Origin of the sequence: Sphingobium sp. B8D3A, from assembly GCF_025961995.1 — a bacterium.
Taxonomy (GTDB): Bacteria; Pseudomonadota; Alphaproteobacteria; order Sphingomonadales; family Sphingomonadaceae; genus Sphingobium.
This window is the reverse complement of record NZ_JAOQOS010000001.1, coordinates 2,098,762-2,119,406: the sequence shown is the minus strand read 5'-3', so window position 1 is coordinate 2,119,406 and position 20,645 is coordinate 2,098,762. Positions and strand designations below refer to the sequence as shown.

Annotated in this window: 24 protein-coding genes and 1 tRNA gene; 17 read left to right on the top strand and 8 right to left on the bottom strand. The window is 64.8% G+C overall.

Annotated features, from left to right (window positions below):
- The first annotated feature begins 14 nt into the window (after nt 1-14).
- Nucleotides 15-1,283, top strand: coding sequence for an SAM-dependent methyltransferase (locus M2342_RS09770; RefSeq protein WP_264578934.1), 1,269 nt, complete (start codon nt 15-17; stop codon nt 1,281-1,283).
- On the opposite strand, the gene M2342_RS09765 is transcribed toward M2342_RS09770, so the two are convergent.
- Together M2342_RS09765 and M2342_RS09760 are read right to left on the bottom strand one after the other, a co-directional pair.
- A complete protein-coding gene (locus M2342_RS09765) occupies nt 1,280-3,649 on the bottom strand; it encodes a patatin-like protein (RefSeq protein WP_264580030.1) in 2,370 nt (789 codons plus the stop codon). The genes M2342_RS09770 and M2342_RS09765 overlap by 4 nt on opposite strands.
- Nucleotides 3,650-3,708: 59 nt before the next feature.
- The gene (locus M2342_RS09760; RefSeq protein ID WP_181559721.1) at nt 3,709-4,413 is read right to left on the bottom strand and encodes an endonuclease/exonuclease/phosphatase family protein; all 705 of its coding nucleotides are present in this window, start codon (nt 4,411-4,413) and stop codon (nt 3,709-3,711) included.
- A 110-nt stretch (nt 4,414-4,523) separates the two neighbouring features.
- Between M2342_RS09760 and M2342_RS09755 the strand changes: the two genes are divergently transcribed.
- From M2342_RS09755 to M2342_RS09735, 5 genes are read left to right on the top strand one after another with little or no spacing between them, the layout of a single operon-like run.
- Nucleotides 4,524-4,970 carry a host attachment family protein gene (locus tag M2342_RS09755; protein ID WP_264570351.1) on the top strand — a complete coding sequence of 149 codons (447 nt, stop codon included), beginning with the start codon at nt 4,524-4,526 and terminating at the stop codon, nt 4,968-4,970.
- Between the two features lie 42 nt (nt 4,971-5,012).
- Entirely contained in the window at nt 5,013-6,380 is a 1,368-nt protein-coding gene (gene radA, locus M2342_RS09750) for a DNA repair protein RadA (protein ID WP_264578933.1), read from the top strand.
- A 9-nt stretch (nt 6,381-6,389) separates the two neighbouring features.
- The gene (locus M2342_RS09745) at nt 6,390-6,965 is read left to right on the top strand and encodes a CvpA family protein (protein WP_181559718.1); all 576 of its coding nucleotides are present in this window, start codon (nt 6,390-6,392) and stop codon (nt 6,963-6,965) included.
- Nucleotides 6,966-6,977: 12 nt separating this feature from the next.
- Entirely contained in the window at nt 6,978-7,427 is a 450-nt protein-coding gene (locus M2342_RS09740; protein WP_264578932.1) for an iron-sulfur cluster assembly scaffold protein, read from the top strand.
- Entirely contained in the window at nt 7,424-7,759 is a 336-nt protein-coding gene (locus M2342_RS09735) for a DUF423 domain-containing protein (RefSeq protein WP_264578931.1), read from the top strand. Before M2342_RS09740 ends, M2342_RS09735 begins: the two co-directional genes overlap by 4 nt.
- 17 nt (nt 7,760-7,776) lie before the next feature.
- On the opposite strand, the gene aroB is transcribed toward M2342_RS09735, so the two are convergent.
- Both aroB and M2342_RS09725 read right to left on the bottom strand, forming a co-directional pair.
- Complete coding sequence (gene aroB / locus M2342_RS09730; RefSeq protein ID WP_264578930.1) at nt 7,777-8,874, bottom strand: 3-dehydroquinate synthase; 1,098 nt, start codon at nt 8,872-8,874, stop codon at nt 7,777-7,779.
- Nucleotides 8,871-9,425 carry a shikimate kinase gene (locus tag M2342_RS09725; RefSeq protein ID WP_264578929.1) on the bottom strand — a complete coding sequence of 185 codons (555 nt, stop codon included), beginning with the start codon at nt 9,423-9,425 and terminating at the stop codon, nt 8,871-8,873. Before M2342_RS09725 ends, aroB begins: the two co-directional genes overlap by 4 nt.
- Before the next feature lie 96 nt (nt 9,426-9,521).
- On the opposite strand from M2342_RS09725, the gene M2342_RS09720 reads away from it, so the two are divergent.
- The 5 genes from M2342_RS09720 to M2342_RS09700 all read left to right on the top strand — a co-directional run bounded on the left by M2342_RS09720 (nt 9,522) and on the right by M2342_RS09700 (nt 15,017).
- Entirely contained in the window at nt 9,522-9,713 is a 192-nt protein-coding gene (locus M2342_RS09720; RefSeq protein ID WP_181559713.1) for a hypothetical protein, read from the top strand.
- Between the two features lie 9 nt (nt 9,714-9,722).
- The gene (locus M2342_RS09715) at nt 9,723-11,561 is read left to right on the top strand and encodes a hypothetical protein (protein ID WP_264578928.1); all 1,839 of its coding nucleotides are present in this window, start codon (nt 9,723-9,725) and stop codon (nt 11,559-11,561) included.
- A complete protein-coding gene (locus M2342_RS09710; protein ID WP_264578927.1) occupies nt 11,561-12,490 on the top strand; it encodes a tyrosine recombinase in 930 nt (309 codons plus the stop codon). The genes M2342_RS09715 and M2342_RS09710 overlap by 1 nt, the downstream gene beginning before the upstream one ends.
- A gap of 9 nt (nt 12,491-12,499) precedes the next feature.
- Entirely contained in the window at nt 12,500-13,444 is a 945-nt protein-coding gene (locus M2342_RS09705; RefSeq protein WP_264578926.1) for an acetyl-CoA carboxylase carboxyltransferase subunit alpha, read from the top strand.
- A gap of 91 nt (nt 13,445-13,535) precedes the next feature.
- Complete coding sequence (locus M2342_RS09700) at nt 13,536-15,017, top strand: M48 family metalloprotease (protein ID WP_264578925.1); 1,482 nt, start codon at nt 13,536-13,538, stop codon at nt 15,015-15,017.
- Nucleotides 15,018-15,096: 79 nt separating this feature from the next.
- On the opposite strand, the gene M2342_RS09695 is transcribed toward M2342_RS09700, so the two are convergent.
- The gene (locus M2342_RS09695; RefSeq protein ID WP_264578924.1) at nt 15,097-15,306 is read right to left on the bottom strand and encodes a Flp family type IVb pilin; all 210 of its coding nucleotides are present in this window, start codon (nt 15,304-15,306) and stop codon (nt 15,097-15,099) included.
- Nucleotides 15,307-15,434: 128 nt separating this feature from the next.
- On the bottom strand, nt 15,435-15,605 hold the full coding sequence (locus tag M2342_RS09690; RefSeq protein WP_264578923.1) for a Flp family type IVb pilin: 171 nt from the start codon (nt 15,603-15,605) through the stop codon (nt 15,435-15,437).
- 91 nt (nt 15,606-15,696) lie between these two features.
- On the opposite strand from M2342_RS09690, the gene M2342_RS09685 reads away from it, so the two are divergent.
- Nucleotides 15,697-16,107 carry a (deoxy)nucleoside triphosphate pyrophosphohydrolase gene (locus M2342_RS09685; RefSeq protein ID WP_264578922.1) on the top strand — a complete coding sequence of 137 codons (411 nt, stop codon included), beginning with the start codon at nt 15,697-15,699 and terminating at the stop codon, nt 16,105-16,107.
- A gap of 3 nt (nt 16,108-16,110) precedes the next feature.
- On the opposite strand, the gene M2342_RS09680 is transcribed toward M2342_RS09685, so the two are convergent.
- Nucleotides 16,111-16,971, bottom strand: a complete 861-nt coding sequence (locus tag M2342_RS09680) for a class I SAM-dependent methyltransferase (protein ID WP_264578921.1) — start codon at nt 16,969-16,971, stop codon at nt 16,111-16,113.
- 43 nt (nt 16,972-17,014) lie between these two features.
- On the opposite strand from M2342_RS09680, the gene M2342_RS09675 reads away from it, so the two are divergent.
- The 4 genes from M2342_RS09675 to M2342_RS09660 all read left to right on the top strand — a co-directional run bounded on the left by M2342_RS09675 (nt 17,015) and on the right by M2342_RS09660 (nt 19,413).
- Nucleotides 17,015-17,773 carry a ComF family protein gene (locus M2342_RS09675; protein ID WP_264578920.1) on the top strand — a complete coding sequence of 253 codons (759 nt, stop codon included), beginning with the start codon at nt 17,015-17,017 and terminating at the stop codon, nt 17,771-17,773.
- A gap of 61 nt (nt 17,774-17,834) precedes the next feature.
- Nucleotides 17,835-18,092, top strand: coding sequence for a glutaredoxin 3 (gene grxC, locus M2342_RS09670; RefSeq protein WP_181559704.1), 258 nt, complete (start codon nt 17,835-17,837; stop codon nt 18,090-18,092).
- Between the two features lie 14 nt (nt 18,093-18,106).
- A complete protein-coding gene (locus M2342_RS09665; RefSeq protein WP_264578919.1) occupies nt 18,107-18,931 on the top strand; it encodes a carbon-nitrogen hydrolase family protein in 825 nt (274 codons plus the stop codon).
- Nucleotides 18,928-19,413 carry a DUF1178 family protein gene (locus tag M2342_RS09660; protein ID WP_264578918.1) on the top strand — a complete coding sequence of 162 codons (486 nt, stop codon included), beginning with the start codon at nt 18,928-18,930 and terminating at the stop codon, nt 19,411-19,413. Before M2342_RS09665 ends, M2342_RS09660 begins: the two co-directional genes overlap by 4 nt.
- A gap of 14 nt (nt 19,414-19,427) precedes the next feature.
- Here M2342_RS09660 and M2342_RS09655 read toward each other — a convergent pair.
- Nucleotides 19,428-19,504: transfer RNA gene (locus M2342_RS09655), tRNA-Arg, on the bottom strand.
- Between the two features lie 177 nt (nt 19,505-19,681).
- Between M2342_RS09655 and M2342_RS09650 the strand changes: the two genes are divergently transcribed.
- Nucleotides 19,682-20,500 carry a WecB/TagA/CpsF family glycosyltransferase gene (locus tag M2342_RS09650; protein WP_264578917.1) on the top strand — a complete coding sequence of 273 codons (819 nt, stop codon included), beginning with the start codon at nt 19,682-19,684 and terminating at the stop codon, nt 20,498-20,500.
- Nucleotides 20,501-20,645: the final 145 nt, after the last annotated feature.

Below are 20,645 nucleotides of genomic sequence, written 5' to 3'. Positions count from 1 at the left end.
GCTCATATGGGCGCATGACCATTCACAATCCCAAAGCCAGCCGCCAGCGCGCCATGATGCGCCGGGCCGGCACGCAGGTGGGTGGGCGTTTCTGGCGGGCTTTGCCGACCCGGCTGTTCGAGCCCATGCTCGTGAGGGCCGACCGGGGTTTGATGCGTGGATCACTCGAACTGCATCTGCCGGATGGATCGGTGCGCTTGCTCGGCGGGCGCAAGCAGGGCTTTTCCGCGATCGTCCACCTTGCCAATTGGCGGGCCTTGATCCGGCTGGCGGCATCCGGCTCGACCGGCTGGTATCGCGCCTGGGCGGATGGCGACTGGTCGAGCCCCGATCCGGTTGCGCTATTCGCCCTGTTCGGCGCCAATGCCCGTTCGCTGGGGAAGTCCGCGCGCTCGACTGGCCTGCCGCGCCTGATGGGCCGCTGGAAGCTGGCGCGGCGGCATAACAGCCGCCGCGGCGCGCGGCGCAACATTGCCGAGCATTATGATCTCGGCAATGATTTCTACCGGCTGTGGCTGGACGAGACGCTGACCTACTCCAGCGCGCGCCCGGCGCATCCGCGTGAGACGCTGGAAGCCGCGCAGATTCGCAAGATCGACGAGCTCCTGGCGAGGCTCGATCTTAAAAATGGTCAGCAACTGCTTGAAATTGGATGCGGCTGGGGCGGGCTGGCTGAGCGTGCGTTGGAGCGGGCCGATATCGGCTACACCGGTCTGACGCTCTCCACTGAGCAGCAGCAGATCGTCGGGGGCCGGATCGAGGGATTGGGCGCGCAGGACCGGGCTCAGGTCCTGCTGCAGGATTATCGCGACTGTGCCGGCCCGTTCGATGCGATTGCCAGCGTGGAAATGGTGGAGGCTGTCGGGGAGCGCTATTGGCCGACTTATCTCGCCTGCATTGCCCGGCTGCTCAAGCCCGGCGGGCGCGCGGCCATCCAGTATATCAGCATCGATGACGAGATTTTCCCGGCCTATGCCGCGCGGGCCGACTTCATCCAGCGCTACATCTTCCCCGGCGGTTGCCTGATTGCCGAGCGGCGCTTTCGCGATCTTGCCCAGCGCGAAGGGCTGGAATGGGCAGACCAGACTCGCTTCGGCCTCGATTATGCGTGGACACTGCGACAGTGGCGCGCGCGCTTTGACGCAGTGGTGGATGCAGGTCGTCTGCCCGCCCGGTTCGATGCGCGGTTTGTGGACATGTGGCGCTACTATCTCATGTATTGCGAAGGCGGTTTCGCTGGACGCAGTATCGATGTCTCGCAGGTGACGCTGATCAAGCGCTAGGCGCCGATCTGAGCGATCTCGGCGCGGATCGTCGCGATCTGGCCCGGGATCAGGGTCAGTCGGGGCTCTTCCTCATCCAAAATCGCTTCGAAGGCCGCGCGCTTCCAGGCCGCCTTGCGGGCGTCATCGGCGGCGATTTCCGGCGGCATGGTGGAGAGCAGGATGTCGATCAGTCGATCAGCCCCATGGAGCCGGCCCCAGAGATAATCATTTTCGCGATAGGCACGGCTGAAGAACGCACCGAAGCAGTTGAATTCGATGCCACGCAGCGTCGCCGGTGCGCCGCCTTTGCGGATCGCCACGGCATCTTCGGGAGATATGCGATCCACCTTGATGGGGTCGTACTCGTCCAGACCTTCTCCCTGCAGCAGCGGAAAGGTCGCAATGTCGTAATAAGGGAAGCCGAGATAGGCCTTGAGCAAGGTCCGCCGGTCCTCGGCCGGGAGCGCCACACAGGCAGCCGCAAAGCGCGCGTCGATCTGCTGGTCCAGATCCCGCAAGCCCCGCGCCTCCGCGATGATCGCAAGGGACGCCATCAGGTTATCGCCGTGCGGCCGCAGGGCTTCGCGTGTGCCCGCGCCAAACCATGACGGCGTCTGACGTTCGGCATAAAGGCCGATGGCTTCGTAGAGCATATCCTGCATGACGGAGAGGGCGGCGCCGTTCCCCTCATCCTCCTCGCTGGCGCCTTCCACAGTCTGCTCACGGAGCTGGACGAGGCGCCGGGCGAGGAAGCGCAGCCGGCGGATGCGGAACGCAATGTCGTGATTGCGATAGAACAGAATGAGCGCCGCGCTCGCGCCATCGCCCGATCCGGGGTCCATCTGGTCCACGCCCGCCGCATGGAGCTGCGCACGCAGCGGCTCCCGCAGACTGTCGCGCGCGGCCATGCCAGGGGCATCGCGGAGTTGACTGAGCAGATCGGCCAGTTCATCGATGATGCCGGCATATTTGAGATAGCCATAAGCGGGATAGGCAAAGCCCGCCGCCCGCGAGGCCTTTTGCTGCAGCCTCGCGCGCAGATGCGCCAGACGGCGCGGCGAGGGCCGGCTGAGCAGTAGGCTGAGGCCGACAGTCTGGTCCACAGTTCGCTCGATGTCCGGCCGCAAGCGTTCGGTGATTTCCAGCATCCGGTGAATGCGGCTGGAGCGGGCGCCTATCGCCTCCAGATTGTCCCGGATCGGCTGTTCGCGCGGAATATCGCTGACCGCGCCAAAGATCGTGCGGAAGAAGCCCGGGACCGGGCGCTCACCATTTTGGGCATGGTGGGAAGGGGAGGTGAGGCGAAAGCCGGGCGCACTCGGCGTCGGCTCGATGAACACAAAGCGCCGGTCAACCGTCCGCCGCGCCGGGCGATTCTTGAGCGCATCGATTGCCTGCGCAAAGGGCGCATTGGCCAGCACCGATCCGTCGATCAGCACGGCGTCCTCCGCATCGCCGGTGGCGCTGTGACCGGGCAGTACGCGGCGCAAAAACGCATCGCGACCGGGCCAGGCGCGGTCGCGGTCGGCCAGCACCTTGTCCATTTCCCGAGCCGTGAACGGCGGAAAGGCCCCCGGAAAGCTGGCCGTCGCGCGGGCGGCAAACGCGAGTTCGGCAGGGTCGGCGAGTGTGCGCGGTTGCCCACCCCGGGCATGGAAGCCAATCGTAAGCCGGTGCTCGGTCTCGCTGATTTCCGGCGGGCTATTGAGGCGCAGCCGTTCCTCATGGCCGGTAAAATCCGTAGCGGTGACGAACAGGTCCAGCGGATGCCCACGGGGCAGCAGCGATCTTCCGCTCTTCTCCGGCGCTGTCTCGCGAGCCTTTTCCATCGCATCGAAGGCATTGAGCAACAGCTCGGTAAACCCCTTCCCGCCGAAGGGAGGCGCGAACCAGCGCGCCCGGATGAAGTTGGAGAGCTTGCGTCGCACTTCCGAGCGCGTTTCCGGAGCCACGGTGCGGGACACCGTGTCATTGCGGCGGCGCAGCAGCAGCCAGAGCAGCGGCGCGGCCCAGAATTTGGTGAAGCGCGAGAGCGGGCGCGCGTCGGGATCGAGCAAAATGTCGACATCGGCGCAACGCAGCCAAAGTTCGGTCAGCGGGTCGAGCGACTGACCGCTCTCTATGGCCTGCGCCAGATACACGCCGTTGATGCCGCCCGCGCTGGCCCCGGCAATGATGTCCGGCAGAATCCGCACTCGCAGGCCGGTCTCCGCAAGGCAGGTCTCCAGAATGCGCTGGTAAACGAGATTGCCCGGTCGACCGCTGCGGAAATCGCGGCTGGCCTGCGCCAGATGCCAGATCTCCTTGGTGACCCCGTGCATGTAGACGGCGAGGCTGACTCCACCATAGCAGACCAGCGCCAGCCTCAGTTCCTTCTCCCGCATGACCGCAGATTGGCGCGCCGCAGCCGGCTTGTCGAGCCGTTGCACGGATTATCCGCAAATCAACGAAGGTCGAACGTGGCCCAGACTGGAAGATGATCGGACGCGCGCCGGGCCAGCACGGAGGAATGGACCCCGCTGTCGGTCAGCGTCAGGCCGCCCCGCCACATGATCCGGTCGAGTTCGGCAATCTGGCGGCGGGCGTGGAAACTGCGGCCGCATGGCGCGATGTCGTAGTGGCGCGAGAAATCCTGCAGGCACCCGCGATTGGCGGTCCACTCGTTCGTATCGCCCATCAGGATGGTCGCATCGGCGGGATGCTGGACATCTACCATATCGACATGATGCTGAACCGCCGCAGCCTGCCGCCGCCGCCAGAGGCCGGAGAGGTCGAGGTGCATCCCCACCGTCCGCAAGCGAATGCCCTTGATCTCGATACAGGCCATCACAGCGCCGCGCGGCTCGAGGCAGGGGAGATGGATCACGCTGGCATCGGCATGACTCTGGTCGCGCCGGACGAGAAGCGCATTGCCGTGCCAGCCCATGCTCTCGACTCGCGTCGGCAACTCGATGGCGCGATAATCCGAATGCATCTCCAGCAGGCGATCCGGCAGCACCGCATGACGGATGCCGAAGCGGCGGTCGGCTTCCTGCAGGGCAATCACATCGGCATCCAGCTCGTTCAGCACATCGATGATGCGCTCTGGCATACGGCGCCGATCGGTGCCGACGGCTTTGCGGATGTTGTAGGAAGCGACCTTGATCATTGCGCCGTAGATTTGGCCTTATCGGCCGCAAGGCAACCCCATGGCCAAGAAAAAGGCAACTCCGCGCCGGCTCAGCCATTCAACTTATATCACAATCTTGGAGGATGATGATGAAAGTTGCTCATGACGCGCTCGTGATGGTGGTCGATGGCAGCAAGATGCTGCTGTTCCGTAATGCTGGCGACGAGGAGTTTCTCAACCTTCAGGTCGAAGAGGCGGTGGAGCAGAAATCCGAGCAGGATCAGGATCTTTCGACCGATCGGCCGGGGCGCAGCTTCGCTTCGGCACCCAACAGCCAGGATCGCAGTGCGATGGAAGAAACCGACTTCAAGCAGCAGGCGGAAGACCGCTTCGCAGCGGATGCGGTCGCGCTGCTCAACAAGCGCGCCATGGAGGGATCGTTTGATCAGCTCGTCATTGTCGCCGCGCCGATCACCCTGGGTGAGATGCGCCGCCATTATCACAAGACGCTCAAGGATCGGCTCGCCGGCGAAATCGGCAAGACGCTCACCAGCCATCCGGTCGACGAGATCGAACAGATCCTCATGAAGAGCTGATCTCGCCTCTGGCGTTCCCTCTTCGTTCTGCTAAGAGGGCGCATGGCGAAAGTGAAACGTCGATATGTGTGCCAGGCCTGCGGGGCGGTGGCGTCCCGCTGGCAAGGGCAGTGCGATGACTGCGGAGAATGGAACAGTCTGATCGAGGAAGCGCCGCCCACGGCGTTCTCGGCCAAGCACGATCTGCAGGCCGGCGGGCAGGCGATTAATCTGATTGGGCTCGATGCGGATATCGCTCTGCCCGAGCGGATGAACACTGGCCTGCCGGAATTCGACCGCGCAGTCGGCGGCGGGCTGGTGGCGGGGTCCGCAAGTCTGATCGGCGGCGATCCGGGCATCGGCAAATCTACCCTGCTGCTTCAAGCTGCGGCGCGGATGGCCAAGGCCGGGCGGCATGTCGTTTATGTGAGTGGCGAGGAAGCTGCCGATCAGGTCAGGCTGCGCGCCCGGCGGCTGGGGCTGGGCGATGCGCCGGTGCATCTCGCCAGCGCCACCTCCGTGCGGGATATTCTGACGACATTGGGGCAGCGGGAAGAGCCCGATCTGCTCATCATCGATTCGATCCAGACCATGCACAGCGACCTGATCGAAGGCGCGCCGGGCACGGTCAGTCAGGTGCGGGCGAGCGCTCAGGAGTTGATTCGCTTCGCCAAGCGCGGCGGGACGGCGCTCATTCTGGTTGGCCATGTCACCAAGGATGGCACCATCGCCGGGCCGCGCGTGCTGGAGCATATGGTGGACACCGTGCTCAGCTTCGAGGGGGAGCGCAGCCACCAATATCGTATCCTTCGCGCGATCAAGAACCGCTTTGGCGGCACGGACGAGATCGGCGTGTTCGCAATGGTCGAGGAGGGACTGCAGGAAGTCGGCAATCCCTCGGCGCTGTTTCTGACCGACCGTGAGGAGCGCGTGGCGGGCACGGCAGTCTTTCCCGCGCTTGAAGGTACGCGGCCGGTTCTGGTGGAAGTGCAGGCGCTGACGGTGCGACTGGCCAGCGGCGCGACCCCGCGCCGGGCCGTCGTGGGTTGGGATAGCGGCCGGCTGGCCATGGTGCTGGCCGTGCTCGAAGCCCGCTGCGGCTTGAGCTTTGCGACTTGCGAGGTCTATCTCAATGTCGCTGGCGGTTACCGCTTGCAGGACCCTGCCGCCGACCTTGCCGTCGCTGCTGCCCTGATCTCGGCGCTTTCCGAAAAACCCGTGCCGCATGACGCGGTGATGCTCGGGGAAATCGCGCTGTCCGGCGAGTTGCGCCCGGTCGCCCATAGTGCGCTGCGCCTGCGAGAAGCCGCCAAGCTCGGCTTCGGGCGTGCCTTGTTGCCGGCATCCAGCGCGGCGCAGGCCAGTGGCATTTCGACGACCGGATTCCGCCGGCTCGGCGATCTTGTTGACCATCTGCTTGGGCGGGACTAGCCAGCCGGCATGACCGTGCTGGATTTTGCCGTTCTTCTGCTCATCGGTGGCTTGGCCGTGCGGGGCTTCCTGCGCGGGTTCGTGACCGAATCGCTGTCGCTTGCTGCACTGATTGGCGCCATCGTCGCGGTGCGGCTGTTCCACGCGCCATTCACGGCTCTGCTCGATACCATTGTGGGGGCGGAGTATGTCGCGGCGCTGCTGGCATTCGTCGCGGTGTTCGGCGTCGTCTTCATGCTGGGCACGCTGCTGGCGCGCTGGATCGGCGACAAGACCAAGACCTCGCTGCTCGGCCTGTTCGACCGGACGCTGGGCCTTGGCTTCGGCGCCATCAAGGGCCTGCTGGTGGCGACCATCGCCTTCGTGCTGTTCACGATCGGTTATGATGCCATCTACGGCGTGCAGACCAATCGGCCGGACTGGATGCGGCTGTCCCGGTCCTATCCGCTGCTGAGCGCGAGCGGCGCGGCGATGAGCGGCTGGATGGCGGAGAACAGCCGGCGCGGCGGCCTGCTCGGCATTCTTGAGGATGATGGCGCTGAGAGTAGCAACGCGAGTGGCGAGGACAGCAATGCCGCGCAGTGAAGGCACCGGCGCATGAGCAGCGCGCTCTACAGCATGGATGTGCTGCGTCGCGCTGCCGGCATTTCGGCCTATCCGCCGCTCGATCAGGCTGATTTCGTTGAAGAGCGGCGCTCGCCGACCTGCGGCAGTCGTGTCTCGGTCAGCTTGCGGGTGGATGAGGCCGGCCGCATCACCGCCTTCGGGGTCGATGCCAAGGCTTGCGCGCTGGGACAGGCGGCCTCTGCGATTCTCGCCGCGCAAGCTATCGGCGCTGATCGCGCAACCATCGAGTCGGTGAGCGAGGCATGGCGGGGCTATCTGGCCGGGGAGCAGGATGCCCTGCCGGACTGGCCGGATCTCGCCTTGCTCGCAGCCGGTCGCGATTATCCCGCCCGGCACCCGTCGATGCGACTGGCGTTCGAGGCCACGGCCGCCGCTCTCGCCCGCGCAAATGGGGACGCGCAGGCGGAGACGTCGTCATGATCGGCATGCTGGCGGCGCTGAGCGCCGCCTTGTCCATTGGTGCGTCGGCATTCGGCGCTCATGCTGCCAGCAGCCCGCAGGCGGCGGAGTGGTTACGGACCGGCGGCGTCTATCAGCTTGTCCATGCCGTGGCAGTGCTGGCGATTTTGCGCCTGCCGGTCAGCAGCGGTCCATCCTGGGCGCTGCTGGGCGGGAGCGCGCTGTTCGCGGCGACGCTCTACGCCATGGCGCTGGGTGCCCCGCGCTGGCTCGGCGCAATCACGCCGATTGGCGGCGTGGTGATGATCCTGGGATGGCTCTGGTTGGCCTGGCAACTCACGCGGGCTGACTGAGCGCGACCCTGCTAGGTTCAGGCGCCGTCGAGATAGGCGGCAACGTCCGCCAGATCGACATCCTTGGCGAGATAGGTCTTGCCGATGCCACGGGCCAGCAGGAAGGGCAGGGTGCCGCTGCTCATCTTCTTGTCATGCAGCATATGCTCGACGAGCCGCGCGCCGGACGCGGAGACACCCGCATCCGCCAGCGAGGCCGGCAGGCCGACGGCGCGCAGATGTGCAACGACCCGCTCTGCATCCTCAGCAGGGCATTCGCCCCGCCGCATGGAGTATCCAAAAGCTAGGGCCATGCCCGCCGCGACACCCTCGCCATGCAGCAGTCGATCCGAAAAGCCGGTTTCCGCCTCCAGCGCATGGCCAAAAGTGTGGCCAAGGTTGAGCAATGCCCGGCGACCGCTGGTCTCGCGCTCATCCTCGGCGACGATTGCGGCCTTGGCGGCGACGCTACGGGCAATGGCGTGGGCGCGGGCATCCGGATCGCCAGCCATCAGCGCCGTGCCGTTCGCCTCGCACCACGCGAAAAACTCGGCATCGTCGATCAGGCCGTACTTCACCACCTCGGCATAGCCGGCGCGCACTTCGCGCGGGCCGAGCGTATCGAGGGTGTCGGGGTCGATCAGCACGAGTGATGGCTGATGGAACGCGCCGAGCAGGTTCTTGCCTGCCCGGCTGTTGATCGCGGTCTTGCCGCCGACCGAACTATCCACCTGCGAGAGCAAAGTGGTCGGGATCTGCACGAAGTTGCAGCCCCGCTTGACGATGGATGCCGCGAAACCGACCAGATCGCCGATCACTCCGCCGCCCAGTGCAATCACATGGTCCCGCCGTTCGATGCCATGGGCGATCATCCGGTCGGTCAGGGCTTCGAGATGCTGCCAACTCTTGGTGGATTCGCCCGCCGGAAGCGTCACCAGCTCGGCCGCCAGTCCAGCCCGCTCCAGCGCGGCCGCAAGGCGCGGCCATTGGGCCGTCGCAACATGCGTATCCGTCACGACCAGAAAGGATCGGCTGCTGGCAAAAGGCGCCAGCGCCTCGCCCGCGCGCTCCATCAGCCCGGCTTCGATGCGGACATCATAGCTGCGCTCACCAAGGGAAACGGGGACGGTGGTCATGGGTTGAGCGCTTTCACGATCTTGTCGATGGTCGCCTCATGCGGCGAGTCCGAGCTTTTGATGTGGATGGGGGCTTGCTGGTAAAAGGGCGTGCGCGCCGCCGCGAGGCTCTTGAGCACTTCGCGCGGCTCACGGCCCTTGAGCAGGGGGCGGCCATCGCGCCGCGAAACACGGTCAACGAGAATGTCGATATCGGCATCCAGCCAGACGGCCGTGGCGTGCGCGAGGATCAGCGCCCGCGTCTCGTCATTGACGAAAGCGCCGCCACCGGTGGCGACAACCTTGGGCACACCGTCAATCAGCCGAGCGATCACGCGCCGTTCGCCATCGCGAAAGGCCGGCTCGCCATAGGTGTCGAAGATTTCCTGAATGGTCATCCCGGCCGCCCGCTCGATCTCGTCGTCAGCATCGACAAAGGGCAGGTTGAGCCGGGCTGCGAGGCGACGGCCGATGGTGGACTTTCCCACGCCCATCAGGCCCACCAGGACGATGGAAGGTCCTGCGGATAACCCTGCGATGGCCTCTTCGCGATATTTATCGTTTCGCCCCATGATCTGCGCGGCTATACAGCCGCCAACGTCTGAGGCAACGGCGTTCGAACGCCATCAGGCATATGTCACTGCAACGGTAAGGCCCGATCCCCCATCATGAAACTCAGCCGCCGCGACCCTTATCAACAGTCCTATCGCTCACGCCGTCCGCGCAATCCGCTGTCGCTGATCGGCGTCATTCTGTTGGTCGTCATCGTGCTGCTCCTCGTGCTGTCCTGGTGGAATGGCGCTGAACGACCCGTCACCGAGATCGAGCTGCCGGTTTCCGCCGAGCAACTTGCCGGTTAGGGCAGGGCAGTGCGAGGCAGACAGATTGGCTTGCTGGCGGGTTTGAGCGCGCTGGCGCTCAGCATTCCCGTGCTGGCGCAGAGCGGCCCTGAATCGCTGCTGCCGCCCGGATTTGGCGATGCCGCGCCGACGCCGTCGCCCAGCGGGCCGCAGCCGGCGACACCGCAGCCCGCGCGGCCGGCCGCACCGGCGCCCACGCCGCTGCTGCCGCCCGGCGCCGTCGTCGACCGCGCCGCCAATGCCCTGGCGGCCGACGAGGCGGTGAACGAGACGGTAGCCGACGAAATCGCCGAGAAATACGATCTGCCCCCGTCCGCACGCCGGTCTCTGGACCGGATCGGCCCACTCAAGAGGGCGCAGGGCGGCTTGGGCGAAAGCGCCTTCGGGCAACGCAATGGGCAGGCCCTTGCCGGCGTAATGCGCACGATGCGCGCGCCGGTCATGTCTCGCTGGGCGAGCATTTTGATGCGCCGGGCGTTGCTTTCTCAGGTCTCCACGCCGTCGGACATCGGTGGTGCGGACTGGGCGGCCGAGCGCGCATGGCTGCTGCTACGCATGGGCGAGGCGGATAATGCGCGCCTGCTGATCCAGCAGGTCGATGCCGATCAGTATAGCCGCCGGCTCTATTCCGTGGCGATGCAGGTGCAACTCGCTACCGCCGATCCCGCCGGCTTCTGCCCGCTGCTGCCGCGCGCGCGGGATATGAGCGACGAGCCGGGCTGGTTCATGGCGCAGGCCATCTGCGCGTCCTTCTCGGCAGATCAGGGCACGGCGAGCGCATTGCTCAGCCAGGCGCAGCGGCGCGGCATCGCCCGGGGCATCGATTACCGGCTTGCCGAAAAGGTGGTCGGCGCTGGGCCGAACAGCCGCCGCTCGGTGAAGATCGAGTGGGATGGCGTGACCCAGCTTACGACATGGCGCTATGGCTTGGCGACGGCGACCAATGTCGCTATTCCGCCAGCGCTGTTCCAGACAGCCGGGCCGCAGGTGCTCGCCTGGCAGGCTCGCGCGGCCAATCTGTCGCCGATGGATCGTTTGGCCGGCGTAGGAGTCGCCTCACAGCTGGGCGTTTTCTCAGGCGCCGCAACATTGGGCTTCTTCGCTGCCTTGGCAGAGGACGAGTCCGCCGAGGCTACCGCGAATGATCGCGTCGACTGGTTGCGGACGGCCTATGGCTCGGGCGATACCGGCGCGCGAATTTCCGCGATGCGCGATTTCTGGCAGGCCCAGCCGGCAGGTGGCTGGAGTGCGGGGCCGGGCGGCGTTTACTATGGCGCTTTGCCCGCTGTCGCGCGCGCGGCTGCGGCGCTGCCGGTCTACGCCGAAGCAGGCGAGGATACGCCCTGGCTGATCGCTGCCATGCTTGCGGGCGGCTATGATCGGAGCGCCGCGCGCTGGCGCAGCGTGCTCGAGGGGCTGGATGGCGATGCGCAGCAACGCAGCTGGGCCCTGTTGGCGACCGGCCTGCCCGATGCAGCGGTGGACCTGTCCGCAAATCGTATCGCCGCTTTTGTCGACGCCGATGAGGCAGAAGACAAGTTGCGTGGTCATAGCCTTGTCGCCGTGCTGGGTGGGCTCAATCGCCTGCCTGCTGGCGAGCGGGCGCAGCTTTTGCAGGATGCCGGGATCAACATGTCCTCGCGGCGTCCATGGGTCCGGGCAATCGTTGCGGCGGCGGCACGCCGGGAGCAGGGCACGGTAGCGCTGCTGGCGGGCGTCGGGATGCAGAGCCTCAACTGGCGCAACATGACGCCCGAGCAGCTCTATTACATCATATCGAGCCTGAACGCTGTCGGTCTTGAGGCTTATGCGCGGATGATCGGCGCCGAGGCGATGGCCCGGCTCTGATGGCCGGTGCGGACGAGCGCGAGTCGGTCGTCGGTTCGTGCGATGCCACGCTGATCAGCCGCTATCTCACCATGATGGCGGCCGAGCGCGGCGCCTCGCGCAACACATTGCTCGCCTATCGAACCGATCTCGAAGACGCCGCGGTGCGCTGCCAGGGGTTGGCACATGCGGACGCTACCCGGCTCACCTCGCTGGCTGCATCATGGCGAGATCTCGCGACATCGACGGTCGCGCGCAAACTTTCGGCGCTACGAGGTTTCTTCGCTTTTCTGGAGGCAGAGGCGGTCCGGGCTGACAATCCCGCCGCGAGTCTGGCAAGGCCCAGCCTGCAGCGTCCGCTCCCCAAAATACTGTCTCATCAGGATGTCGATGCGATTTTTGCGGTCATCGCCGAACGGATTGCGCGCGTGCCGGTCAATCCGCTCGACGTACGGCTCGCGGCGCTGATCGAGTTGCTCTACGGTTCCGGGCTGCGTGCGACCGAACTGGTTTCGTTGCCCGCCAAGGCCATGGCGACCGATCGCCCCTTTCTCATCCTGCGGGGTAAGGGCGGGCGCGAGCGGCTCGTGCCGATCTCCGACCGTGCGCGCGCGGCGGTGGCCGCGTGGCGAGCGCATGTGCCGGAGGACAGTGCCTGGCTCTTCCCATCGGGCAAATCCTATTTGAGCCGCGTGCGACTCTTCCAGCTGGTGCGCGCTTTGGCCGCCGAGGCTGGTATCGATCCGGCGCGGGTCAGCCCGCATGTCCTGCGTCATGCCTTCGCGACCCATCTGCTGGAAGGGGGTGCAGACCTGCGCGCACTGCAGGCGATGCTGGGCCATGCCGACATCGCGACCACCCAGATTTATACCCATGTCGACGCCGCGCGACTGGTTGCACTCGTTAACGCACGCCATCCGCTCGTTGACCTCAAGCGACGCGGCGTATAGCGCGCCAGCATGATCAGTTATCTCGACTTTGAGAAGCCGGTAGCGGCACTCCAGGCCCGGATCGACGAATTGCGCGAGACGGCGGACAATGATTCCATCGATATCGATGCGGAGGTCGAAAAGCTGCAGCAGCGCTCGACGGCGATGCTCGGGGACCTCTACGCGCGGTTGACGCCCTGGCAGAAGACGCAGGTCGCGCGCCATGCCCAGCGGCCGCACTTCCGCGATTTCGTCGAGGGCATGTGCAGCGACTTTATGCCGCTGGCTGGCGACCGCGCCTTTGCCGACGATCAGGCCATTCAGGGCGGCTTTGCGACCATCGAGGGCCGCAAGGTGATGCTGATCGGCCATGAGAAGGGCAATGATACCGCTAGCCGGGTAAAGCATAATTTCGGCATGGGCATGCCGGATGGTTATCGCAAGGCGATCCGGCTGATGCAGATGGCCGATCGTTTTGGCCTGCCCGTGGTAACGCTGGTCGACACCTCAGGCGCCTTCCCCGGCGTGCAGGCCGAAGAGCGGGGCCAGGCGGAGGCGATCGCGCGTGCGACCGAGGCTTGCCTCACCCTCGGCGTGCCGCTGGTCGCGGCCGTGGTGGGCGAAGGCGGATCGGGCGGCGCCGTGGCGCTGGCCTCTGCCAACCGCGTGTTGATGTTCGAACATGCGATCTATTCTGTGATCTCGCCTGAGGGCTGTGCCTCCATCCTCTGGCGGACTGCCGACAAGGCGGCGGACGCGGCGCAAGCCATGCAGGTCACCGCGCAGCAGCTCGCCAGCCTGGGGGTGATCGACCGGATCGTTCCGGAGCCGGTGGGCGGTGCTCATCGGGCGCCCGACTCGGCTATCGCAAGCCTCAAGGGCGCAATTCTGGAAGAGCTTGGTGCCCTCGCCAGCGAAGATTCGAATGCGCTGCGCACGCAGCGAGCGCAGAAGTTTCTGGCCATGGGCGCCTGACAACGGGAACAGCCCAAGGCGATTTGCATTCCCTCAACGTCTGTCTATTTTCGGTTCGTCGCAAAATAGACCTGAATGAGAAGGGGAGGCTATGGGCCGCAAATATCTGATGCTGTGGTTGAGCGGCGCCCTCGTGGCAGGCTGCGCAACCACGCAATCGAGTGAGGCACAGCAGGGCGGTATCCGCACGGCGACCTCGATGAGCCAGTCCGAGCGCCAGCAGGGCGCCAAGGCACATCCGGAGCTTCTGGCGGAATTCGGCGGGGTCTATAATGGTCCGCAGGCCACCTATGTGACCAGCGTCGGCAAGCGCATCGCCGTCCAGTCGAGCCTGTCGAACCAGCAGAATGATTTCACGATCAGTCTGCTCAATTCATCGGTGAATAACGCGTTCGCGATCCCCGGCGGCTATGTCTATGTAACTCGCCAGTTGCTGGCACTCATGAATGACGAAGCCGAGCTGGCGGGCGTCCTTGGCCACGAAGTCGGCCACGTCGCAGCCCAGCACGGCCAGCGCCGCCAGAGCGCAGCCACCCGCAACTCGATCCTCGGCGTGCTGGGGCAGGTGCTGGTTGGCGCTGTCGCGGGCGACTCCGGGCTGGGCCAGCTCCTGCAACGTGGCATCGGCACGGGCACGCAATTGCTGACCCTCAAATTCTCCCGGTCGCAGGAATATGAGGCGGACGATCTTGGCATCCGCTATCTCGCGAGCGCGGGCTACGATCCTAAGGCGCTTTCGTCCATGCTCGCCTCGCTGGCCGCGCAGAACACGCTGGACGGGCAGGTGCGCGGTCAGGGTACGGCGGTGCCCGAATGGGCCAGCACACACCCCGATCCCGCCTCCCGCGTGCGCCGCGCGCTCACCAATGCGCAGGCGACCCGCTCCACCAACACGCTGCGCAATCGCGACGTGTTCCTCAATCAACTGGGCGGCATGATCTACGGCGACGATCCCAAGGACGGGATCGTGCAGGGCAATCAGTTCCTGCATCCGGTGATGAAGCTCAAGTTCACGGCGCCCCAGGGTTTCTCGATCCAGAACGGCGCCAGCGCCGTGGCGGTTGTCGGCCAATCCGGCCAGGCGCAATTCTCGATGGCGCAGTTCAATGGCAATCTGGATGGCTATGTCCAGTCAGTCTTCAATCAGCTGGCTGGGCAAGGGCAGGCGCCGGACATTCGCGTCCAGCGCACCACCATCAACGGCCTGCCGGTCGCGTCGGGCTCGGCCAGCATGGCCAACAGCCAGGGAACGCGGCTCGACGTGACGGTGGTTGCCTATCAGTTCGGCCCGTCGACGGCCTATCACTTCATTACGGTCACGCCGGCGGGGCGGGGACTGGGATCGCTCTCCACACTCATCAACTCCGTGACGCGCATGACGGACAAGGAGGCGGCGGCGATCAAGCCCCGCCGCTTGCAACTGGTGACGGTGCGTCAGGGCGATACTATGCAAACGCTGGCCAGCCGCATGGCGTTCGACGATTACAAGGTCGAGCGGTTCCTGGTGCTGAACGGATTGTCGTCCAACACCGCCTTGTCCGCAGGCAGCCGGGTCAAGATCGTGACCTACTGAGCGCTGGGTTGAATAAACAAAAACGGGTGGCAACCGCGAGGTCGCCACCCGTTCTTATGAGGGAGTCGTCGAAACTGCCTCAGTTGCTGCTATTACCGGTTCCTGCACTAGAACCGCTAGCGCCAGACGCATTAAGCTTGCCCGACACGCCATTAAACGTGTTGCCGAGGCTTCCGCCAATGGCGCTCATGCCGGCGATGGCGGCGACGGCGATCAGGGCTGCGATCAGGCCATATTCGATGGCGGTCGCGCCCTTGTCGTTCTTGAACAACTTGCGAAGGGTCTTCATAGGAGGTCTCCTCAAATCCTTGGTATCAATCACACCCGGCTACTGAATGGGGTCAGCAAGCAGGCTATCGATACGGCCGATTGATTTCCAAATTCCTAACCTAGGGCCCAGTTGTAAAAAAATGGTGGTTAATGGCTGGTCACTTCGTTCGATACTTCATTCCAGGTACGGGTCGTCGATGAACCCAGGTGCGATACGCCTGTGACGAGCGCCAGCACGATCAGCGAGAGGATCAACCCATATTCGACGGCGGTGGCGCCTTTTTGGGATACGAGAAGGCTGTGGATGAAGGCCCGCACGAGGGTTTTCCTGAAAGCAGATGTCGGTCCAACGCGGTGTAAAGCGCAAGCCGTTAACAATTTGTAGGATGATCGCCCGAGCATGACCGGAATGAACCAAAGCAAACCGCCACTGGTCGTCGTCGCCGCGGCGCTGGTGGATGCGCAAGGCCGGGTGTTCGTGCAGCAGCGCCCGCATGAAAAGGCGATGGGCGGCTTGTGGGAGTTCCCCGGCGGCAAGGTCGAGCCCGATGAAACCCCCGAAGCAGCGCTGATCCGCGAGCTGCGCGAAGAACTCACGATCGAGACCGAAACCGCCTGCCTCGCGCCAGCGAGCTTTGCGACCGGCATGATCGGCGAGCGACCACTGCTCCTCTTGCTGTACGTCTGCCGCAAATGGCGGGGCGTCGTTCAGCCGACAGAAGCGCCGGACAGCCGCTGGCTCCATACGAGCCAGTTGTTCGCGCTCGACATGCCCCCCGCCGACGCACCGCTCGTGGCAATGCTGGACGCGCTGCTCTAGCGCCTAGTTCTCGGTGGCGCGGGAGGGGCGCAGAGCCTCCGCCAGCGACACCGTCGCGCTGCCGCGCCTTGCAGGGCGGGGCTGATCCGGATCGGGCGCCCAACCGCTGCCATGCAGGACCACGAAGCGTTCCCGCGTCCGCCCATCCGGGTCAGCGGCCTGCGCGAAGTGCGCAGCCGCTTGCAACAGCCCTGCGCGCGTCAGCGGCGGCGGCGGCGAGGCGAGGCACTGCGCCGCGCCCATGCCGCGGAGATCTGCCATCAGGCTGAAGATCGAGCCATAGCGCACGTCCAGATTGTCGCTATCCGCCACCGGCATGGTGAAGCCGGCACGGGCGAGCAGATCGCCGAGCGCGCGGACGTCGATCTGCGGATGAATGCGCTGGGCGGGCCTCTCCCCGTCGGCCGCCAGCAGCGCTGCCTTGAGCCGCGCCAGCGATCCCGCGCCGATCATCGTCAGGAGGAGCAAACCATCGGGCCGCAACGCGCGGCGCAGCGCAATCAGCGCGCCCGGCAGGTCGTTGATCGTATCGAGCGTGCCGGAGCACAGGATGAGGTCGAAGCGTTCCGGCGGGTAGGGGAGGGCATCCTCCCGAATAATGTCGCCACCGCAGGCCTGCGCGAACCGCGCGCCGGGATCGGCGGCCGTTACCGAGCAACCCCGTGCAGCGAGGGCATCGATCAGGCGGCGATCCGGACATCCGATGACGAGTGCGTCCCGAAAGGCACGCGTCACGTCGTCCAATCGCTCCAGCATTGCATCGGCCATCGCGGCGTAAAGAAAGTCATGCGCTGCGAAATTGCCGGAGGCGCGGTCGCGGCGCTGGGCCCGCAAAGCCTCGTTGAAGATCACCGGGACAGTCATGGCCGGGCTTGTGCCGACTCCCGCCGCGTGGAACAAGCCGCTTATGGCCGTTCGGACGATTTTGCAGGCCGCACTCGCGCCTCTGCTCGATTATGCGCTGCCACCGCGATGCCCCGGCTGCGGTGTCGTGGTCGGCGCGGTGGGGACGTTCTGCGCGGACTGTTGGCTGTCCATCGATTTTATCGGCGAGCCGATCTGCGCGACATGCGGGGCCGACCTGCCGGGGCCGCTCGGCGGGGACATCAGGTGCGGGGCCTGCCTATCCGAGCCGCCGCCCTATGATCGCGCGCGCGCCGTCATGACCTATGGCGAGATTGCACGAACCGTGGCCCATCGCCTGAAATACGGCCGGCGGCTCAGCCTCGCGCGGGTCATGGCAGAGCATATGACGCGACTGGTCGTGCTGGACGAAGCCGCAGGATCAGCCGATCCCCCTCTTTTCCTGCCGGTCCCGCTGCATCGCTGGCGACTCTGGTCCCGTGGGTTCAATCAGTCCGCGCTGATTGGCCGCCATATTGCCCGCCGGACTGGCGGCGTGCTGGAGCCGGAGCTTTTGCGCCGCGTGAAGGCGACGCCGCCGCTCCATATGCTGAGCCGGCGGGAGCGACAAAAGATCGTGAAAGGCGCCTTCGCGCTCGCCCCCGGAGCGGCTGCGCGTTTGGCGGGCCGCCATGTGATCCTGATCGACGATATCTGGACGACCGGCGCCACCGCGAGCTCCTGCGCGCGCGTGCTGCGGTCTGCGGGCGTGCGGCGGATCGAGGTGCTGTGCTGGACGCGGGTGGGCATGGGCGAACATTGACATTCGTTTCCATGCGCACGACATCCGTTCTTGAGACTTATCACAAGGGAAACAGCCACGCATGGCGCATGTCGAGATCTACACGCGAGCCTTTTGCGGATATTGCGCGCGGGCAACGGCGCTGCTGCGGGAGAAAGGCGTCGACTTCGAGGAATATGATCTGACCATGGGCGGCGAGAAGCGTGCCGAGATGATCGAGCGCGCCAATGGCCGCGCCACCTTCCCGCAGATTTTTATCGACGGCCAGCATATTGGCGGCAGCGACGATCTGATGGCGCTCGAACGGAGCGGCAAGCTCGACCCGTTGCTGAACGCCTGACCCGGGCCATCGTCGTGCGCGTCGCCATTTTGCAGATGAATGCCGGCATCGATCCGGCACGCAATCGCGAGACACTGGTCACGGCGGTGCACAATGCAGCGGCCGGCGGCGCAGCCATGCTGTTCACGCCGGAAATGAGCGGCCTGCTCGATCAGGATCGCACCCGATCAGAAGCCGCGCTGGCGACCGAGGATGAGGACGAGACGCTCCGCGCCGTCCGGGAGGCCGCGCAGGCTTCGGGCTTGTGGGTGCATCTCGGATCGCTGGCTCTGCGCGATCCGGAAACCGGCAAGCGCTTCAACCGCGGTTTTGTCATCGACGCCGCCAGCGAGATTCGCGCGCGCTATGACAAGATTCATCTGTTTGACGTTGATCTGACGAGCGGCGAGCGCTGGCGCGAGTCCAGCGTGTACCAGAGCGGCCAAGAGGCGGTTCTGGCGCAAACGCCGTTGGGCAAGATCGGCCTGACAATCTGCTACGATCTGCGCTTTCCTGACCTTTTCCGTGCGCTGAGCAATGCCGGGGCGGACATCATCTCCGTGCCCGCCGCCTTCACCGTGCCGACGGGCGAGGCGCACTGGCATGTGCTGCTGCGTGCCCGCGCCATAGAATCCGCCGCCTTCGTCATTGCGAGCGCCCAATGCGGTCTGCATGAGGATGGTCGGCGGACTTACGGCCACAGTCTGGTCATCGATCCATGGGGCACCGTACTGCTCGATGCGGGGGAGGTGCCGGGGCTGTATTTCGCGGATCTTGACCTTGATCGCATTGCCGAGGTCCGCTCGAAAATCCCGGTACTGGCTCATAGAAAGTCTATTCAGGGCGTTGTTTTGTTGTGATTTCCTTCGATCTCAAATGCGGCCACCATCATGTTTTCGAAGTGTGGTTCCGGTCATCCGCAGACTACGAAACCCAGTGGGGAGGGGGGCTGTTGCTGTGTCCCACCTGCGGGGATGACAGGATCGAGAAAGCGGTGATGGCTCCCGCCGTGGCGGCCAAGGGCAACCAGAGGACATCGAGTCGCACCGATCTCGCCATGCCGGAGGGCGCGGGTGCCATTCCAGTCATGTCCGAGGCGGATGCCGAGCGGATCGGTGCGTTGATGACAGCGCTGGCCCAAGCTCAATCAGAAATGATCGGGCAATCTGAATGGGTTGGCGAACGTTTTGCCGACAAGGCCCGCGCGATGCATTATGGCGAAACCGAGAGCCGCTTGATCCATGGGACGGCCAACGCCAGGGAAACCCGCGAGATGCTGGAAGAGGGGCTACCCGTCGCCCCCTTGCTGATCCCCATCGCCCCACCCGATCAGGTCAACTGATCGGCGCCGGAGGGTGGTGCGCCCGACAGGATTCGAACCTGTGGCCCCCAGATTAGGAATCTGATGCTCTATCCTGCTGAGCTACGGGCGCCCACTGCCCGAGTATGACCGTGAAGCGCGCCCGTCAATGCGGGAAGCTGTCAGGACCGCGCATGAGCGCCCAATGAAGGCGGCCCTCGCAAAACCGTTATGCTCTGCGATTAACCATTTCAAACCCAATATCCATCTATAAGAGGAAGCTCCCTCAGATCCCCGAATGCGGAACAGAATGACGGATATCCGGACAATCCAGCGCTCCAATGGCCAAACGTGGCGCAAAGTCAGGCTACTGAACATCTGGCTCGACGACCTGTCAGTCGAAGAAATTGTCGCCAATCTGGATGACGATGTTCTCTTCACCGCCAATGTCGATCACCTGTATCAACTCCAGCGCAATGCCGCCTTCCGCGAAGCCTATTCGGCCGCGACCGTCATCTCTTGCGACAGCAAATATGTGAAGGCTGGCGTGGTCTTCACTGGTCGAGGCCCGATGAAGAAAGCATGCGGCTCGGACATCGTGCCGGCTTACTGGCGGCACCATGCCGACAATCCCGATGTGACCATGTTCCTGCTCGGCGCGAAGCCGGGCGTCGCTCAAGCGGCCCAGGAGCGGATCAATCGCTTGGCCGGGCGCCAAATCGTTGTGGGCGCGCATGGTCCGTCCATGAATTTCGTCGACGACCCAGCCGAGTGCGACGCGGCGATCGACATGATCAACCGCTCAGGCGCGACATGCTTGGTGGTGGGCTTGGGGGCCCCGAAGCAGGAAATCTGGATCAGTCGCCACAAACACCGCATGCCAGGCGTCAAGCTTTTCATGGGCGTAGGCGCCACAATTGACTACGAAGCGCAAGTCGTGAAGCGCGCGCCGGTATGGATGCGCAAGCTCGGTCTCGAATGGTTTCACCGCGTCGTATCCGACCCACGACGCTACGCCATGCGCTATGCCCGCAATCTGGAATTTTTCTGGCTGATCACGAAGGACAGGTTAGGGCGATATAACGGGCCGGGTATCGGTGGTCGTGATGATCAATCCACTGCTGGCTGACGGCATAAATTTAACATAATATATATTATCGAACTTGTGCCAAGGCGGTGGGGTTCGCTTCACGAGTTGGTACGCTCTGCCCCCACGCGCGCCGGGACACGATCTGAACCGATCCGTTCCATTCCGTCATGCCCGCGTGTCGGGC

Coding starts and splice junctions, on each gene's coding strand:
- M2342_RS09675 (WP_264578920.1), top strand. CDS start 17,015: ATGGCCGTTCGGACGATTTTGCAGGCCGCACTCGCGCCTCTGCTCGAT.
- M2342_RS09725 (WP_264578929.1), bottom strand. CDS start 9,425: ATGGGGCGAAACGATAAATATCGCGAAGAGGCCATCGCAGGGTTATCC.
- M2342_RS09710 (WP_264578927.1), top strand. CDS start 11,561: ATGGCCGGTGCGGACGAGCGCGAGTCGGTCGTCGGTTCGTGCGATGCC.
- M2342_RS09765 (WP_264580030.1), bottom strand. CDS start 3,649: ATGCGGGAGAAGGAACTGAGGCTGGCGCTGGTCTGCTATGGTGGAGTC.
- M2342_RS09705 (WP_264578926.1), top strand. CDS start 12,500: ATGATCAGTTATCTCGACTTTGAGAAGCCGGTAGCGGCACTCCAGGCC.
- radA (WP_264578933.1), top strand. CDS start 5,013: ATGGCGAAAGTGAAACGTCGATATGTGTGCCAGGCCTGCGGGGCGGTG.
- M2342_RS09680 (WP_264578921.1), bottom strand. CDS start 16,971: ATGACTGTCCCGGTGATCTTCAACGAGGCTTTGCGGGCCCAGCGCCGC.
- M2342_RS09755 (WP_264570351.1), top strand. CDS start 4,524: ATGAAAGTTGCTCATGACGCGCTCGTGATGGTGGTCGATGGCAGCAAG.
- M2342_RS09700 (WP_264578925.1), top strand. CDS start 13,536: ATGGGCCGCAAATATCTGATGCTGTGGTTGAGCGGCGCCCTCGTGGCA.
- M2342_RS09740 (WP_264578932.1), top strand. CDS start 6,978: ATGAGCAGCGCGCTCTACAGCATGGATGTGCTGCGTCGCGCTGCCGGC.
- M2342_RS09650 (WP_264578917.1), top strand. CDS start 19,682: ATGACGGATATCCGGACAATCCAGCGCTCCAATGGCCAAACGTGGCGC.
- M2342_RS09685 (WP_264578922.1), top strand. CDS start 15,697: ATGAACCAAAGCAAACCGCCACTGGTCGTCGTCGCCGCGGCGCTGGTG.
- M2342_RS09695 (WP_264578924.1), bottom strand. CDS start 15,306: ATGAAGACCCTTCGCAAGTTGTTCAAGAACGACAAGGGCGCGACCGCC.
- grxC (WP_181559704.1), top strand. CDS start 17,835: ATGGCGCATGTCGAGATCTACACGCGAGCCTTTTGCGGATATTGCGCG.
- aroB (WP_264578930.1), bottom strand. CDS start 8,874: ATGACCACCGTCCCCGTTTCCCTTGGTGAGCGCAGCTATGATGTCCGC.
- M2342_RS09735 (WP_264578931.1), top strand. CDS start 7,424: ATGATCGGCATGCTGGCGGCGCTGAGCGCCGCCTTGTCCATTGGTGCG.
- M2342_RS09770 (WP_264578934.1), top strand. CDS start 15: ATGACCATTCACAATCCCAAAGCCAGCCGCCAGCGCGCCATGATGCGC.
- M2342_RS09760 (WP_181559721.1), bottom strand. CDS start 4,413: ATGATCAAGGTCGCTTCCTACAACATCCGCAAAGCCGTCGGCACCGAT.
- M2342_RS09720 (WP_181559713.1), top strand. CDS start 9,522: ATGAAACTCAGCCGCCGCGACCCTTATCAACAGTCCTATCGCTCACGC.
- M2342_RS09745 (WP_181559718.1), top strand. CDS start 6,390: ATGACCGTGCTGGATTTTGCCGTTCTTCTGCTCATCGGTGGCTTGGCC.